Annotated in this window: 12 protein-coding genes; 7 read left to right on the plus strand and 5 right to left on the minus strand. The window is 58.8% G+C overall.

The window, feature by feature from the left end:
• The first annotated feature begins 3 nt into the window (after window positions 1–3).
• The 5 genes from ACLBWT_RS17075 to ACLBWT_RS17095 all read left to right on the plus strand — a co-directional run bounded on the left by ACLBWT_RS17075 (window position 4) and on the right by ACLBWT_RS17095 (window position 4,629).
• Window positions 4–888, plus strand: coding sequence for a TolB family protein (locus ACLBWT_RS17075; protein ID WP_447664336.1), 885 nt, complete (start codon window positions 4–6; stop codon window positions 886–888).
• Between the two features lie 272 nt (window positions 889–1,160).
• Entirely contained in the window at window positions 1,161–1,826 is a 666-nt protein-coding gene (locus tag ACLBWT_RS17080; protein ID WP_447664337.1) for a YhbD family protein, read from the plus strand.
• Window positions 1,810–2,481, plus strand: coding sequence for a polymer-forming cytoskeletal protein (locus ACLBWT_RS17085; protein ID WP_447664338.1), 672 nt, complete (start codon window positions 1,810–1,812; stop codon window positions 2,479–2,481). Before ACLBWT_RS17080 ends, ACLBWT_RS17085 begins: the two co-directional genes overlap by 17 nt.
• A 21-nt stretch (window positions 2,482–2,502) precedes the next feature.
• A complete protein-coding gene (locus ACLBWT_RS17090) occupies window positions 2,503–3,237 on the plus strand; it encodes a bactofilin (RefSeq protein ID WP_447664339.1) in 735 nt (244 codons plus the stop codon).
• Between the two features lie 585 nt (window positions 3,238–3,822).
• Window positions 3,823–4,629 (plus strand): arylamine N-acetyltransferase family protein, encoded by an 807-nt coding sequence (locus ACLBWT_RS17095; RefSeq protein WP_447664341.1) that lies wholly within the window; start codon window positions 3,823–3,825, stop codon window positions 4,627–4,629.
• A 398-nt stretch (window positions 4,630–5,027) separates the two neighbouring features.
• Here the strand turns inward: ACLBWT_RS17095 and ACLBWT_RS17100 are convergent, their stop codons facing one another.
• The 5 genes from ACLBWT_RS17100 to ACLBWT_RS17120 form a co-directional block, all read right to left on the minus strand.
• Window positions 5,028–5,669, minus strand: a complete 642-nt coding sequence (locus tag ACLBWT_RS17100) for an HAD family hydrolase (protein WP_447664342.1) — start codon at window positions 5,667–5,669, stop codon at window positions 5,028–5,030.
• 218 nt (window positions 5,670–5,887) lie between these two features.
• Window positions 5,888–6,220: a chaperone CsaA gene (csaA, locus tag ACLBWT_RS17105; protein ID WP_447664344.1), complete on the minus strand. Its 333-nt coding sequence runs from the start codon at window positions 6,218–6,220 to the stop codon at window positions 5,888–5,890.
• A gap of 278 nt (window positions 6,221–6,498) precedes the next feature.
• Entirely contained in the window at window positions 6,499–7,044 is a 546-nt protein-coding gene (locus ACLBWT_RS17110; RefSeq protein ID WP_447664409.1) for a GNAT family N-acetyltransferase, read from the minus strand.
• A 281-nt stretch (window positions 7,045–7,325) separates the two neighbouring features.
• Window positions 7,326–8,951 carry a response regulator gene (locus ACLBWT_RS17115; protein WP_447664345.1) on the minus strand — a complete coding sequence of 542 codons (1,626 nt, stop codon included), beginning with the start codon at window positions 8,949–8,951 and terminating at the stop codon, window positions 7,326–7,328.
• Window positions 8,926–10,845 carry a sensor histidine kinase gene (locus tag ACLBWT_RS17120; RefSeq protein WP_447664346.1) on the minus strand — a complete coding sequence of 640 codons (1,920 nt, stop codon included), beginning with the start codon at window positions 10,843–10,845 and terminating at the stop codon, window positions 8,926–8,928. Before ACLBWT_RS17120 ends, ACLBWT_RS17115 begins: the two co-directional genes overlap by 26 nt.
• A gap of 216 nt (window positions 10,846–11,061) precedes the next feature.
• Between ACLBWT_RS17120 and ACLBWT_RS17125 the strand changes: the two genes are divergently transcribed.
• Together ACLBWT_RS17125 and ACLBWT_RS17130 are read left to right on the plus strand one after the other, a co-directional pair.
• Window positions 11,062–12,003: an ABC transporter permease gene (locus ACLBWT_RS17125; RefSeq protein ID WP_048746705.1), complete on the plus strand. Its 942-nt coding sequence runs from the start codon at window positions 11,062–11,064 to the stop codon at window positions 12,001–12,003.
• Window positions 12,003–12,965, plus strand: a complete 963-nt coding sequence (locus ACLBWT_RS17130) for a carbohydrate ABC transporter permease (RefSeq protein WP_447664347.1) — start codon at window positions 12,003–12,005, stop codon at window positions 12,963–12,965. The genes ACLBWT_RS17125 and ACLBWT_RS17130 overlap by 1 nt, the downstream gene beginning before the upstream one ends.
• Window positions 12,966–12,971 lie beyond the last annotated feature (6 nt).

Raw genomic sequence — 12,971 nt, forward strand, 5'->3', positions numbered from 1 at the left:
GCCATGAAAACAAGAAGAGGGCAGGGAGCCCGCCTGAAGGAAGACCGCGGCGTCGTCAGCATCCTCGAGACGCTGGATATCGGGACGGGCGAGCGTACCGTGCTGGCCGAATTCGAGGAGCTCATCGAAGCGCCGAACTGGACGGCCGACGGCAAAAGGCTGATCTACAACAGCGGCGGTCTGCTGCATTCGTTCGATCTGGCAGGCCGGACGAGCACACAGATCGACTCCGGCTTCGCCGATTGGTGCAACAACGACCATGTGCTTTCTCCGGACAATTCGCAGGTCGCCGTCAGCCATCATGCCGAGGAGGACGGGCAATCCCGGATATACGTCCTTCCGCTGGCGGGCGGACAGCCGGTGCTCGTGACGCCGATGGCGCCGAGCTACCTGCACGGCTGGTCGCCGGACGGCCGCATGCTGGCCTACTGCGCCGAGCGGGACGATGCGTACGACATCTACACGATACCCGTCCATGGCGGGGTGGAGAGAAGGCTGACGGACGCGCCTGGACTGGACGACGGGCCGGAGTATTCGCCGGACGGCAGGCATATCTGGTTCAACTCCACCCGCAGCGGCCTGATGCAGATCTGGCGGATGGACGCGGACGGCGGGGAGCAGATCAGAATGACGGACGAGGAAAGCAACAACTGGTTTCCCCATGTCTCGCCGGACGGCCGCTCCGTTGCCTATATCGCCTACCGCAAGGGAGATGTCGCCCCGGCCGATCATCCTCCGAACAAGCAGGTGGAGCTTCGTCTCATGCCGATCGCAGGCGGTCCTTCCCGGGTGCTGGCCGAGCTGTTCGGCGGACAGGGGACGATGAACGTCAACTCCTGGTCGCCGGACAGCCGGCAGCTGGCTTTCGTGAGCTATCGGCCGCGCTGAATCGGTTCGCTCCAGCTGATTGATATCGGTCTGGAGGGTAGTATCCACATGTTTAAAGACGAATCCTATTCCAGTCGGAATCAGCCGTTCGATCTGAACGAACTCAAGCCTGGCTCCGCCGATCTCTCCGCCCGAGAGATCAGCGGAGCCTTTTTGCTGTTCCGTCGACACCTCTCTGCCTCCTTCTATAGGAGGAGATCCGCTCCGGCAAGAAACCGATTTACAACGTAACAATGTTATGTTACGTTATTGGCAACAAGGGAGGCTGCTTCATGGAGGAAGATTTGATTTCCAAGAAAGAACTGCTGGAGATGACCGGTATCTCCTATGGCCAGCTGTACCGGTGGAAGCGCAAGCAGCTGCTGCCGGAGGATTGGTTCATACGCAGATCCGCGTTCACGGGGCAGGAAACCTTTTTCCCCCGCCAGCAAGTGCTGGGACGCATCCGTCAGATCATGAACATGAAGGAAGGGCTGTCGCTGGACGAGTTGGCGGATCTGTTCTCGCCGGCTCCGGCAGAGGTGGATCTGAGCCGCGGAGATCTGCTTTCGCGCAACATTGTTTCGCGAACGGCGCTGGAGTACAGCGAGCCCTATCTGGGGACGCCGCATACGTACAGCTTCCAGCAGCTGCTGATTTTGTACGTGTTCGATTGCAGCCTGCAGACGGGACAGATTCATTTGGAAGAGGGCAAGGCCATGCTGGCCGTGCTGCTGGATGATCTTGGCCGGCTGGAGGAGTATGAGGGCGAGCTGGTGCTGCTGCGCAAGATGGGCATGTCCCTTGTCCTGCTTCTGTCCGGGGACCGGGAATTCTATGCCGAGAAGGATGCCAAGATCGTGCTGCGCATTCCGATCGCGAAGAAGACCGAAGAGCTGAAGCTGAAACTATCGGCCCAGGAAGGGCGAATGGAGGATTCAAATGGGAACGAGGAATGATTTGATCATCACCGGAATCGGCGTATCTTCCGGCGGAGACGTCGGAGCGGTTCAGATCGACGGCGTGGGCACGATAAACGGAGCTCTGTCCTGCGAAGAAGAATTCGTCGTGAACGGCAAGGCGACCGTGAAGGGCGGCGTGGAGGCGCGGAAGACCGTCATCAATGGAATGGTGACGATTGAAGGGCCGCTTCGGACGGAAGGATGCACGGTTGAAGGCAAGCTCAAGATGGAGGGCAACCTGGCGGCGGAATCGATCCAGATCAACGGCAGCGTTACCGTCCACGGGAGCGTCGAGGCGGAGAGGCTGGCCTCGAACGGCAAGCTGCAGATGGACTCGCTCAATGCGGACGAGATCAAGCTTATGCTGCAAGGAAGCAGCAACATCCGCGAGATCGGAGGCGGCACGATCGAGGTCATCGAGCTGGAGAAATCGTCCTCAAGGTGGCTGAAGCTGCTGCCGGTGTCCTTGGAGAACAGTCTCACCGCGCAAGTCATCGAAGGCGATGTCATCTACCTGGAGAACACGGCGGCCGGAGTGGTGCGCGGCGCAGTCGTCCGCATCGGACCGGGCTGCGAGATCGGCCTGGTGGAATACAAGGAGAGCTTCGAGCTGTCGGACGGCTCCGTTGTGAGAAGCAATGCCCGGCTGTAGCGCCGGAAGGAGGGATTGGCTGTGAATACGGATTCTGCAAGCCCGCACCAGGGAAATCTGAAGCTGACGGGGACTTCCTCCACGATGGGAGGCAGCTACGATAAGGTCCGGATCGTCGGGGATGCCGTCGTGAGCGGCGGCATCGCATGCAGCGGGATGAGATGCATCGGCACTTACGACATCAAGGGCAGTCTCGAAGCGGGGAGCATCCGGCTCGTAGGCGACGGGGTCTCGGAAGCTCTGCGCGCCGGAACGGTGAAGCTGACCGGGAAGGCGATCGTCGGACGGGATGCCGAGATCGGCGAGCTGGCGGGAGCGGGGGATATCGAGGTGGGCGGCGTTCTCAAGGCCGGAGACATCAGCCTGCGCGGCAGCTTGAGAGTCGCAGGAGATTGCGGAGCGGAGCGGTTCCGGCCTAAAGGGATGTTCGCGATCGGCGGTCTGCTGAACGCCGGGGACATCGACATCAAGCTGTATCAGAACTCTTCCGCCAAGGAAATCGGAGGCGGCAGGATCGAGGTCGCTCGCGGAAGCGTCATCAGTCCGCTCAGCCTCGTATTCCGTCCCTCGTCGGATGCGGTCCTTGAGGTTTCCGTCATCGAAGGCGACGATATTCATCTTGAGCATACTCGCGCAGGAATCGTGCGGGGCATCCGGATTACGATCGGAGAGGGCTGCGAGATCGGCCAGGTGGAATATAAGGAGCGGCTCGATGTGAAGCGCGGCGCCACGGTGGGGGAGCAGCGGAAGGTCTGACCTTTCAAGCGGGAGACCAGGCGGTAGACGCGTGAATCGGCTGATGCTCTAGGAATGAGGCCTGGTCGAAGGAAAAGGCAAGGCCGCTCCACATGAATAGGAGACGCAAAGAACATACGAATCAACGTATGTTCTTTTTTGCGTTCCTTGATTTCCTGATCTTGTTCGCGCTTCTTCGTTTAAAGACGCTGCAGCATTTGTTCGGGTAGAGAATGCTTGCTTATTTAGGGAAGGTTTCATTTTCCCTTTATCTCATTCATTTCACTTTCCTCACTACATTCTCCGCGTTTTTGTTCAGCAAAGCGATTCATCATTTCAGCTACAATCTTGCCTATGCAATTACGTTCATGGCTTCCATGGCGCCCTTATTTGTGTTGTCGCATTATTATATGAAATATATCGATCAAGGCGCTTTGAAGCTGGCTCGCCTAGTTGAAAGGAAGATGGCCGCATCGAACGATAAACGCAAAGCCAAAACCGACAACTCTGCGTTTTTTGGATAGATTATAGAGCTTTGCATGGAGGGGTTCCTCCAGCTCGCCAGGTGTGGTACAACTAGGAAAACGCCGAAGCGAGGTGCCGACGATGAACCTGCAGCCATTGCCTTTGCCGGATGCCGAATTCTTGTCCGATCCGATGATCGATGCCTATCTGGAGCGCATCGGTTACGAGGGCGCGCGAGAGGCGTCCGCCGAGACGCTCTTTGCCCTTCAGAAATGCCATGTCCACACGGTTCCCTACGAGACGCTGGATGTCGTGGGCGGCATCCCGATCTCTCTGTCGATCCAAGATCTGTACGACAAAATCGTCCAGCGCCGGCGGGGCGGCTACTGCTTCGAGCAGAACGCGCTGTTCGGAGCTCTGCTGCAGGCGCTGGGCTTCCGGGTGACGAATTACTTCGGCCGGTTCTGGCGGGACGAGAGCCCGCTGCCTCCGAAGCGTCGCCACCATATCCTGCAGGTCGCGCTGGACGGGCGGAGGTACATGTGCGATGTCGGCGCCGGCGCCGGGTCACCGGTCTATCCCTTGACCATCGAGGAAGGAACCGTGCAGGAGCAGGACGCGGAAGCTTACCGCTTCACACGGGACGAGGTCTACGGCTGGATGCTCTGGGAGCGGAAGCGGGGCGAGTGGAGCTGGGTGTACAGCTTTGTGGAGGATCCGCATCTGCCGATGGATTTCGCCGCATCGTCGTTCTGGTGCCAACATGCCCCCGACTCTCCCTTCCGCCAGGAGAACAAGGCTTCGATTCGGACTCCGCATGGCCGCAACACGCTGCTCGGAGGCGAATTCCGCATCTTCGAGCACGATTCGGTGCGGATAGAGACGCCTGCTGATGAGGAGCAGTACGCGGAGGCTCTGGAGCGCTGCTTTGGGATCCGCCGTGAATAGGGGATAGCGGCGGCGCGATGCCGGAAGCCTGTATTTTTGTGAGTTGAGGCCAATTCTTTCGCCTGCTTCCCCGCTTGGAGAGGTTTATGCAAAAGAGCCAAATTTCTGCGCCTTGCTCGTTTTGGAGCGAGAGCCGCTTGAGATCAAAAAAAATGATGTCCCGTCTGCTGGCAACAGCTTGGGACATCCTATTTCTACTGTTTTCGGACATACGATCCGTTAAATGGTCTCTCGGACAGGTTTTTTCGATTTATCGGACATACGATCCGTTATTTGTCTGGTTCATCCGCTATTCAGGGCTAAATCAGATGAATAGCGGAACCAATGTCCGATAAATCTGTTTTCAAGCCATATTGGCTAAAATAGCGGAACCAATGTCCGGTACATAGGAGATTCCATTAAAGCTCCGAGTGCTTGATGCCGCTGATCCGATCGACCGTGAAATCCGCCTCCGACAGATCCTGATTGCCCGAGTTGGGATTGATGAACCCGATCGCCCGCATGCCGGCGGCCTTGGCCGCTCTCACGCCGTTGCGCGAGTCTTCCAGCACGACGCAGTCGGCAGGCTGGACGCCGAGCACGGCTGCCGCTTCCAGGTAGACGTCGGGAGACGGCTTGCCCTGCGGGACTTCCTCGCCGCTGACGATGCAGCCGAAATAATCGGCGAGGCCGAATTTGCCCAGAACCGCTTCAATGAAAATGCGCGGGGAGGAAGAAGCCAAGCCGATTGCGATGCCGCGGGACTTGAGCTCATCCAGCAGGTCGCGGATGCCTTCGATGGGTTCAATCTCCAGCTTCTCCAGCTCCTGAAGCTTGTCCTTGAGCTGGTAGGCGATGATCTCCTCGGTCGTATGAGTGAAGCCGTATTGTTCCTTGATTGCCGCCCACATGGCGGGATTGGTCATGCCCACGTAGGGTTCGAGTTCCGTCTGCGTAATTTCCGCTCCAAGATAGGCCATCACCCTGATGTCCACGTCAAAATGTAGCGGCTCGCTGTCGATGATGACTCCGTCCATGTCGAACAAAAAGGCTTTGATCATGCGGATATGCCTCCGAATAGGGTTATATTTATGTGGTGTATTGGATGCTGAGTCAGGCTTCGCCAGCCATTAGGCAGCTTCTATGATTGTCATTTGCCATCGTTTTGGTGAAGCTTTCGTGATCGCTTCATTAGAATGATCGCTTCATTTGAATAATCGCTTTAATAGCTTCCTATAACCGGAAAATGATCGCTTCATTAGCTTCATATAACTGGCCTTTAAGCAATCGGAGTGCCGCAAGGCACATCGCTGTCGGGACGAAGCAGCACGACGTCGCCTTCTTCCGGACAGCCGCCAAGCACTAGCACCTCGGACTGGAAGCCGGCGATGCGGCGCGGCGGGAAGTTCACGACAGCGGCGATTTGCCGTCCGATCAGCTCCTCCGGAGCGTAACGATTCGTGATCTGAGCCGAGGACTGCTTGAGGCCGAGCTCCCCGAAATCAATAGTCAGCTTGATCGCCGGCTTGCGCGCCTCGGGAAAAGGCTCCGCCGTCCGGATCGTGCCGATGCGGATGTCCAGCTTCAAAAAATCCTCCAAACTAGATTCCATTCCTTCAGCCTCCTTCGAATCTCTTGAACGATGAACCCAGCGTATTTGCCGCGCGGGCCTGCAATAATTCTGATCCTTCATTCATTGCCGACATCCGCCGGAACAGGCTTCAAGCCTGCGATCGGCTGCCCGATCTCCCGCAGGTTGCCGAGGGCGCCGTAGCGCTGGCGAACCGGCTGCAGCGGATGAAAGGCGAGTTCGGTCCGTTCTTCGATCTGTCTGCCGTTCAGCGCCGGACAGGCCGAGCTTTTTGGAATCAGCGGCTCTGGTGCATGCGCTCAAGTCCGCTCTCCCGCAGCGGCTTCAATGGCTTCCCACTCTTCCCGCAGGATGCCCATCCGGATGGAGTCGTAATACTCCCCGTTCCAGTACCGGCATTTGCGCAGCCTGGCTTCCATCGTCATGCCGAGCTTTTCGCCGACCCGGATCATCCGCATGTTGCCGGACCAGGTCGTATACCCGACGCGTACGAGCGGCATCGTCGAGAACATCTCTCTCATGAGCAGGCGGACGGCTTCGGTGCCGTAGCCTCCGCTCCAATATGCAGGCTCGTAGATGACGATTCCCATTTCCGACCAAAGAGAAGGCTCATGCTCCCAGTAGAAGCCGGCCGTGCCGATGACGGTTCCCGCCGTTTCGATGACCCACCGGTTTTGCGCGAAGGCTTCCTTCCCGTTCAGGAACTCTTCATAGGGAATCGGCTTATGTTCGTAGTAGGGCGCATCCCATTGTTTCCATTCCGGCGCCTCGTCCTTGTAAGCAAGCTCCCAGATGCGCAACAGATCCCTGTCTTCTATTTTTCGCAAAATGACATCCGAATGCATGACCAAACCGCCATCCCCCGCATCTGTTCAATTGTATTTGAATTCGGCATCTAGTTTGGTTCTCTCTGCTAGAGCAAGCAGCCGATACTCCCTAGACGGGATGCAGCCGACCGGAGTTGCATCCAGCCTTCAATAGCTTCCAGCTCTCGACTGCAACCAGCTCTTGACAGCAACCAGCTCTCGACAGCAACCAGCTCTCGACAGCAACGAGCCCTCGACAGCAACAGCCCTCGATTGCAACCAGCCATCGACTGCCTTTTCGCCGCCAAGCAGCCGAAATCCTACACGAGCCGGCGGAATTGAGAAGGAGAAACGCCGACGAGCTTTTTGAAATGCTTGTAAAAATGCGCCGTATCCCAGTAGCCGACAGCTTTGGCGATGTCATGGTTTTTCATCCCCGTGCCGCGGAGCAGCTCCATCGCCTTGTCGATCCGTACCCGGTGCAGGCAGTCGGAGAAGCTGTGGCCGGTCTCTTTGTGGATGAGCTGACCGAGGTAGACAGGATTGACATGGTAGGCGGCGCCAAGCGTCTTGAGCGAATAATCGTGCATATATGACGTCTGGATCTCAGCCAGAATCTGGCGTACGACCGGACTCTGCTCCTGCCTGGCCCCTAGCGCCTGCAAGGCGGTCCGGGCGATGCGCCGCACCTGCTCCTTGAGCTCGTCGAGGGAGGCGCAACGGTACAGGTCGGCGGCGGCTCCCTGAAAGGGAGGGAGATCCCCCTGCTGAAGCGCGTCTCCGACCTGCCGCTTTATTTCCAGAACCATCTCCGTTGCTGCGAGCCGGACATCCTCGGGCCGGATGCCGGAGCTTCCGGCGAGATCGTCCAGATCCCGGCTGATTTTTTCCATTAAAGCTTCCTCGTCCAGCGCCAGCAGCAGCCTGCCATACGTTTCGGTCGGCATGGAAGGGCGAGCCGGCACTGAAGCCGACTCCTCCGAAGCGGCGGCAACCTCATCATACGCCAGAAGCAGCTTCTCCGGGTGAAGCAGAGCGTACTCGAGGGAGGTCAGAGCCTTGCGGTAGGAATTCGGGGCTTGATCAAAACCGTGCTCCGCCGTACCTGCACCGATTCGCAGCGGGCAGCCGATCGGCGATTCCAATTCAATCCTGAGCGCCAGCAGCAGCGAGTGGGCTTGCTCCAACGCTCCGGCATCTGCATCCGGCAGTCCGAGCAGGACGACGAGGCGGTCGTTGTCGTCGAGAAACAACAGATGCGGCGCGCCTGTCTGACTCAACCAGGCAGATGCGGCGAAGCGGATCATCTCTGCGGACGAGCCTTCCGGCATCGAGCCTGCGGCACCGGCTGTCATCATGCCTTCATCCCCTGCGGCCGATGCATCCCCGGCAGCAGCGTCCCATTCCGCAACCGCCGCCATGATGTACGGACTGTCCAGCTTGAGTCCCAGGAACTCCGCCCGCGCCTCCCATTGCTCGGCGCTGATGCGGCCGTTCATCCAGCGGTACATGATGTTGTCGCGGACAAGCTCCACCTGCTCGCCGGTCAGCGCTTCGATCCGGGCGCGGTTCAGCTTCTCCACCGTGGCGCGCAGCGTTTCAGCCAGCTCCGCCATGTCGATCGGCTTGAGCAGATAGTTTTCGATGCCTAGGCGCATGCCTTCCCGGACATAGTCGAATTCGCTGTAGCCGCTCAGAATGATGCATTTCAGGGCCGGATTCCGGATGCGGCAGGCACGGATGAGCTCGAGCCCGTTCATCTCCGGCATGGAGATATCCGTAATCAGAATATCGACTGCCGCCTCGGAAGCTTCCATGTCCTTGAGCGCCAGAAGTCCGTCCTCGGATTCGCCGGCCAGCCGCAGCTGCAGGGAAGGCCAGTCGACGAGGCGGGCGAGACCTTCAAGGATGAACGGCTCGTCATCTACGATCCAGACGTTGTACATCATCTTCCTCCTTTACATGAAGGGGCAGGCGGAGCGTGATCCGCGTGCCTCTGCCCTTTTGGCTGGTCAGGGTGAGGCCGTAGGCGTCGCCGAATTGAAGCCGGATGCGCTCGTTCACGTTGCGCAGACCGATGGAAGAGCCGGCAGACGGGCCGCTACCTGCGGGCGCCGAGGCTGTTGAAGCCCCCTCGGCAGGCGAGGAATCCGCGGCGCCACCTCGTCTCTCCAGCAGCTTCTGGATGGCGAGCAGCCGGTCGATCTCCATGCCTTTGCCGTTGTCCTCCACCTCGATGATCAGGCATGGCTCGCCGTTCGCCGTTTCCTTCCGGGCGGAGATGTCGATCCGGTTATCCGGCGACTTCGGGTTGAACCCGTGCACGACGGCGTTCTCCGCCAGCGGCTGCAGGCAGAGCTTCAGCAGCGGAGCTTCGCGGAGTCCTTCCTCGATCTCGATGGAATAGTGGAGCTTGTCCCGATGGCGGATGCGGTGCAGCTCCAGGTATTGGCGGCAGTAAGCCATCTCGTCCTCCAGCTTGACGATCGTCTCGGGCCGCACGGAATAGCGGAAGAGGGAGGCGAGCACGAACGTCATTTCGCCGACGTCGTCAGCTCCCTGGATCATGGCGCGCATCCGGATAGCTTCCAGCGTGTTGTAGAGAAAATGCGGATTGATCTGCGCCTGCAGAGCCGTCAGCTCAGCCTGCTTCTGCCTGGCATCCGACACATAGACCTGATCGATATAGGCGCGCAGCTCCTCCAGCATCCCGTTGAAGGTCGAGGAAATCTCGCCGAGCTCGTCCTGGCTCCCCACCGGCACCCGAATCGAGAGATTGCCCTGCTTGGCCTGCTTCATCGCCCGGATGAGAATCCTAGTGCGGCGCGCGTGCCGGTACACGGCTCCGTAAGCGAGACCGATCATGATGAGGATGCCGAGAGCGGTCAGCGTAAGCAGCTTGAGCTTGAGCCCCTTGTACTGCAGCTCCATCTCGGCTTCCGGCACGATCGCTCCGACGAACAGATTGCTTCGAGGCGTCCAAAGCGCGGACGTATAGGAGGCCCGGTCGAGCTTGGCGTACCCTTGGGAAGCCAGCAGCGGCTGCATGTGCGGATAGCTGCCTTGCCACTTGCCGGAGGAGTCGAACAGCACCTGCCCGTTCGGATAGAGGACGAGCTGGGAGCCCATGGCGGTTCCGGGATCGCTGCGCAGCAGGTTTCGAATGCCCTCGGAGCTGTAGGTGACGAGCAGGGCGCCTTCATTTTGCAGCGTATCGGGATCGTTGATATCGAAAGTGAACGTATAATCGCCGCTGCCAAGACCGAGCACCGCATTCAGCCCGGCCGTTCGGGAGCTTGCCGTCCGGCTCCCCCTCATGGCGTCGATGGCGCGCTGAACCTCGTCGCCGTCGCGGCTGATCCAGCTGATTCCTTGCGTGTTGCTGCTGTTGAACACGAAGAAGAAACGCTGGCTGCGGCTGTACAAGGCGATCTGGCGGATGTCGTCCTTCTTCTTCATCTGGGCCCGGACATACGTCTCGATGTTCCGGTCCTCCGAGCCGCCGGAGGCGATATATTGGTTCAGCCGGTTTTGGATATAGGAAGGAAAGTCGTAGCGGAGGCAGTAGAGCAGATCGCTCAGCACCGGCTGGTTCTGATAGAGAGTCAGCATGATGTCCTGCGCCTGGTCGAGCCTCTGGTCCAGGTATCGGCTTACGCTGCCCGCCGTCTCGGCCTGCAGCCCGCGCTCCTTGCCCAGCACGGAGTCCCGCGAATAGCTGTACACAAGCGCTCCGAGCGAGCAGAAGGTGACGATCGTGACGAGGGAAAAAACGAGGATGATGCCGTTGAACAGTTTGGAACGGAAATAGATATGGTAGATTTCGGTCAGTTTGGCCAAGTCCGGTTCCCTCCAGCGTCAGTATGCAGCCAGCCTTACCATAGCATGAAGGGAATAGGCGGGCAATGGAATCGGAGGCGTCAGGAAGCTGTTTGGAGGGATTACCTTTAATCTGTACATCAAAGCTAAAGTATCGTCTCTACTAGGGCGCAAATCCGCCGTGCTACAGTTGAAGGGCCGGTAATACCGAGGCAAACTTCGGAAGGGGGACAACTCATGAATAGGCTTGCAACCGCATTCCGGGACCTTCGGCGGAACGGCGCGTTCCTCCTGATGGTGCTGCCGGGCGCCGCCTGGTTCATCCTGTTCTGCTATCTGCCGATGCCGGGGGCGATCTTCGCTTTCAAGGAGTTCCGCGTCGATCTTGGCGGTGGATTTTTCGGAGCGATCTTCCGCTCGGAATGGGTCGGATTCAAAAACTTCGAATTCCTGTTCAAAGCCCATGACGCTTATATCATTACGAGAAACACAGTTCTCTACAATCTCGTGTTCATCGTCCTTGGCCTCGTCTGCTCGGTCGCGATGGCGCTGCTGCTCTTCCAGCTGACGCAGAAGCGGCTCGCCAAGCTGTACCAGACGGCGATGTTCATGCCTTATTTCCTCTCTTGGGTCATCGTCAGCTACTTCACGTTCAGCTTCCTGAGCGTGGACAAGGGCGTCGTCAACCAGCTGCTCGGCACGCTCGGGGTCCAGCCGATCGACTGGTATTCCGATCCCAAGTATTGGCCGTACATCCTCGTGTTCATGAACCTGTGGAAGGGAGTCGGCTACTCCAGCGTCATCTATCTGGCTGCCATCGCGGGCATAGACAAAACCTATTACGAGGCGGCGATGATTGATGGGGCGAGCAAATGGCAGCAGACCTTGCGCATCACGCTGCCGCTCATCCGGCCGATGATGATCATTCTCACGATTCTGGCGGTCGGCGGCATCTTCCGGGCGGACTTCGGCTTGTTCTTCCAGATTCCGCGCGATTCCGGAGCGCTGTTCCCGGTCACCAACGTCATCGATACGTACGTCTACCGCTCGCTCAAGGTGCTGGGAGACTTCGGCATGAGCACCGCGGCCGGCCTGTATCAGTCCGTTGTCGGCCTGATCCTCGTGCTGACCACGAACAAGATTGTCAAAAAAATCAATGAAGAGCAGGCGTTGTTCTGATGAGCATGATCCCGAAAACTGCAGACGCCGCCGCTGTGCCGGCCGGAACAAGCCGCCGCAGCCGCGACTTCCACCGCCTCTCGCCGTTCTGGAACACCGTTTTCCATCTCGTGTCCGGGGGCTTCGCCCTGGCCTGCGTGTTCCCGTTCATCTTTGTTGTCATCATCTCTCTGACGAGGGAGCAGTCGCTGCTGGAGGTGGGCTACCGGATCATTCCGGATGCCCTGAGCTTCAGCGCTTACCGCTATATTTTCCAAACGGGTGACCAGCTGCTGCAATCCTATCTCGTCACGATCGCCATCACGGTGCTGGGAACGTTGCTTACGGTCGTGATGACGACCCTGTATGCCTACGCATTGTCCCGAAAAAGCTTCAAATATCGCGGCTTCTTCTCGTTTCTGGCCTTCTTCACGATGCTGTTCAGCGGCGGTCTCGTGCCGACGTACATCGTCGTGACGCAGTTCCTGCATCTCAAGGATACGCTGTGGGCGCTCATCCTGCCGATGGCGATGAACGCCTTCAACATTCTCGTGCTGCGCACGTTCTTCCAGACGATGGTTCCTGATCCCATCATCGAGTCCGGCAAGATCGACGGAGCGGGGGAGTTCCGCGCGCTGTTCAGCCTCGTGCTGCCGATCTCGCTGCCCGGACTCGCGACGATCGCCCTGTTCAGCACGCTGGGCTACTGGAACGACTGGTTCAACGCGCTGCTCTACATCGACTCCAACAAGCTCGTTCCGCTGCAGGCGCTGCTGATGCGGATCCAGAACAGCATGCAGTTCATCATCCAGAACTCGTCGCTGCTGAGCAGCGGCCAGAGCAAGGAGATGATCCGCTCGCTGCCGCAGGAGACGTCGCGGATGGCGATGGTCGTGCTGGCCACCGGCCCGATCGTGCTGGCTTATCCGTTCTTCCAGCGGTATTTCATCCAGGGGCTGACGATCGGGGCTGTGAAGGACTGACCGGCT

Source organism: Paenibacillus sp. D51F, from assembly GCF_053345695.1.

Bases quoted from the DNA above. Each gene is read 5' to 3' on its own strand.
- ACLBWT_RS17100 (WP_447664342.1), bottom strand. From the start codon at position 5,669: ATGATCAAAGCCTTTTTGTTCGACATGGACGGAGTCATCATCGACAGC.
- ACLBWT_RS17095 (WP_447664341.1), top strand. From the start codon at position 3,823: ATGAACCTGCAGCCATTGCCTTTGCCGGATGCCGAATTCTTGTCCGAT.
- ACLBWT_RS17110 (WP_447664409.1), bottom strand. From the start codon at position 7,044: ATGCATTCGGATGTCATTTTGCGAAAAATAGAAGACAGGGATCTGTTG.
- csaA (WP_447664344.1), bottom strand. From the start codon at position 6,220: ATGGAATCTAGTTTGGAGGATTTTTTGAAGCTGGACATCCGCATCGGC.
- ACLBWT_RS17075 (WP_447664336.1), top strand. From the start codon at position 4: ATGAAAACAAGAAGAGGGCAGGGAGCCCGCCTGAAGGAAGACCGCGGC.
- ACLBWT_RS17115 (WP_447664345.1), bottom strand. From the start codon at position 8,951: ATGTACAACGTCTGGATCGTAGATGACGAGCCGTTCATCCTTGAAGGT.
- ACLBWT_RS17085 (WP_447664338.1), top strand. From the start codon at position 1,810: ATGGGAACGAGGAATGATTTGATCATCACCGGAATCGGCGTATCTTCC.
- ACLBWT_RS17130 (WP_447664347.1), top strand. From the start codon at position 12,003: ATGAGCATGATCCCGAAAACTGCAGACGCCGCCGCTGTGCCGGCCGGA.
- ACLBWT_RS17125 (WP_048746705.1), top strand. From the start codon at position 11,062: ATGAATAGGCTTGCAACCGCATTCCGGGACCTTCGGCGGAACGGCGCG.
- ACLBWT_RS17080 (WP_447664337.1), top strand. From the start codon at position 1,161: ATGGAGGAAGATTTGATTTCCAAGAAAGAACTGCTGGAGATGACCGGT.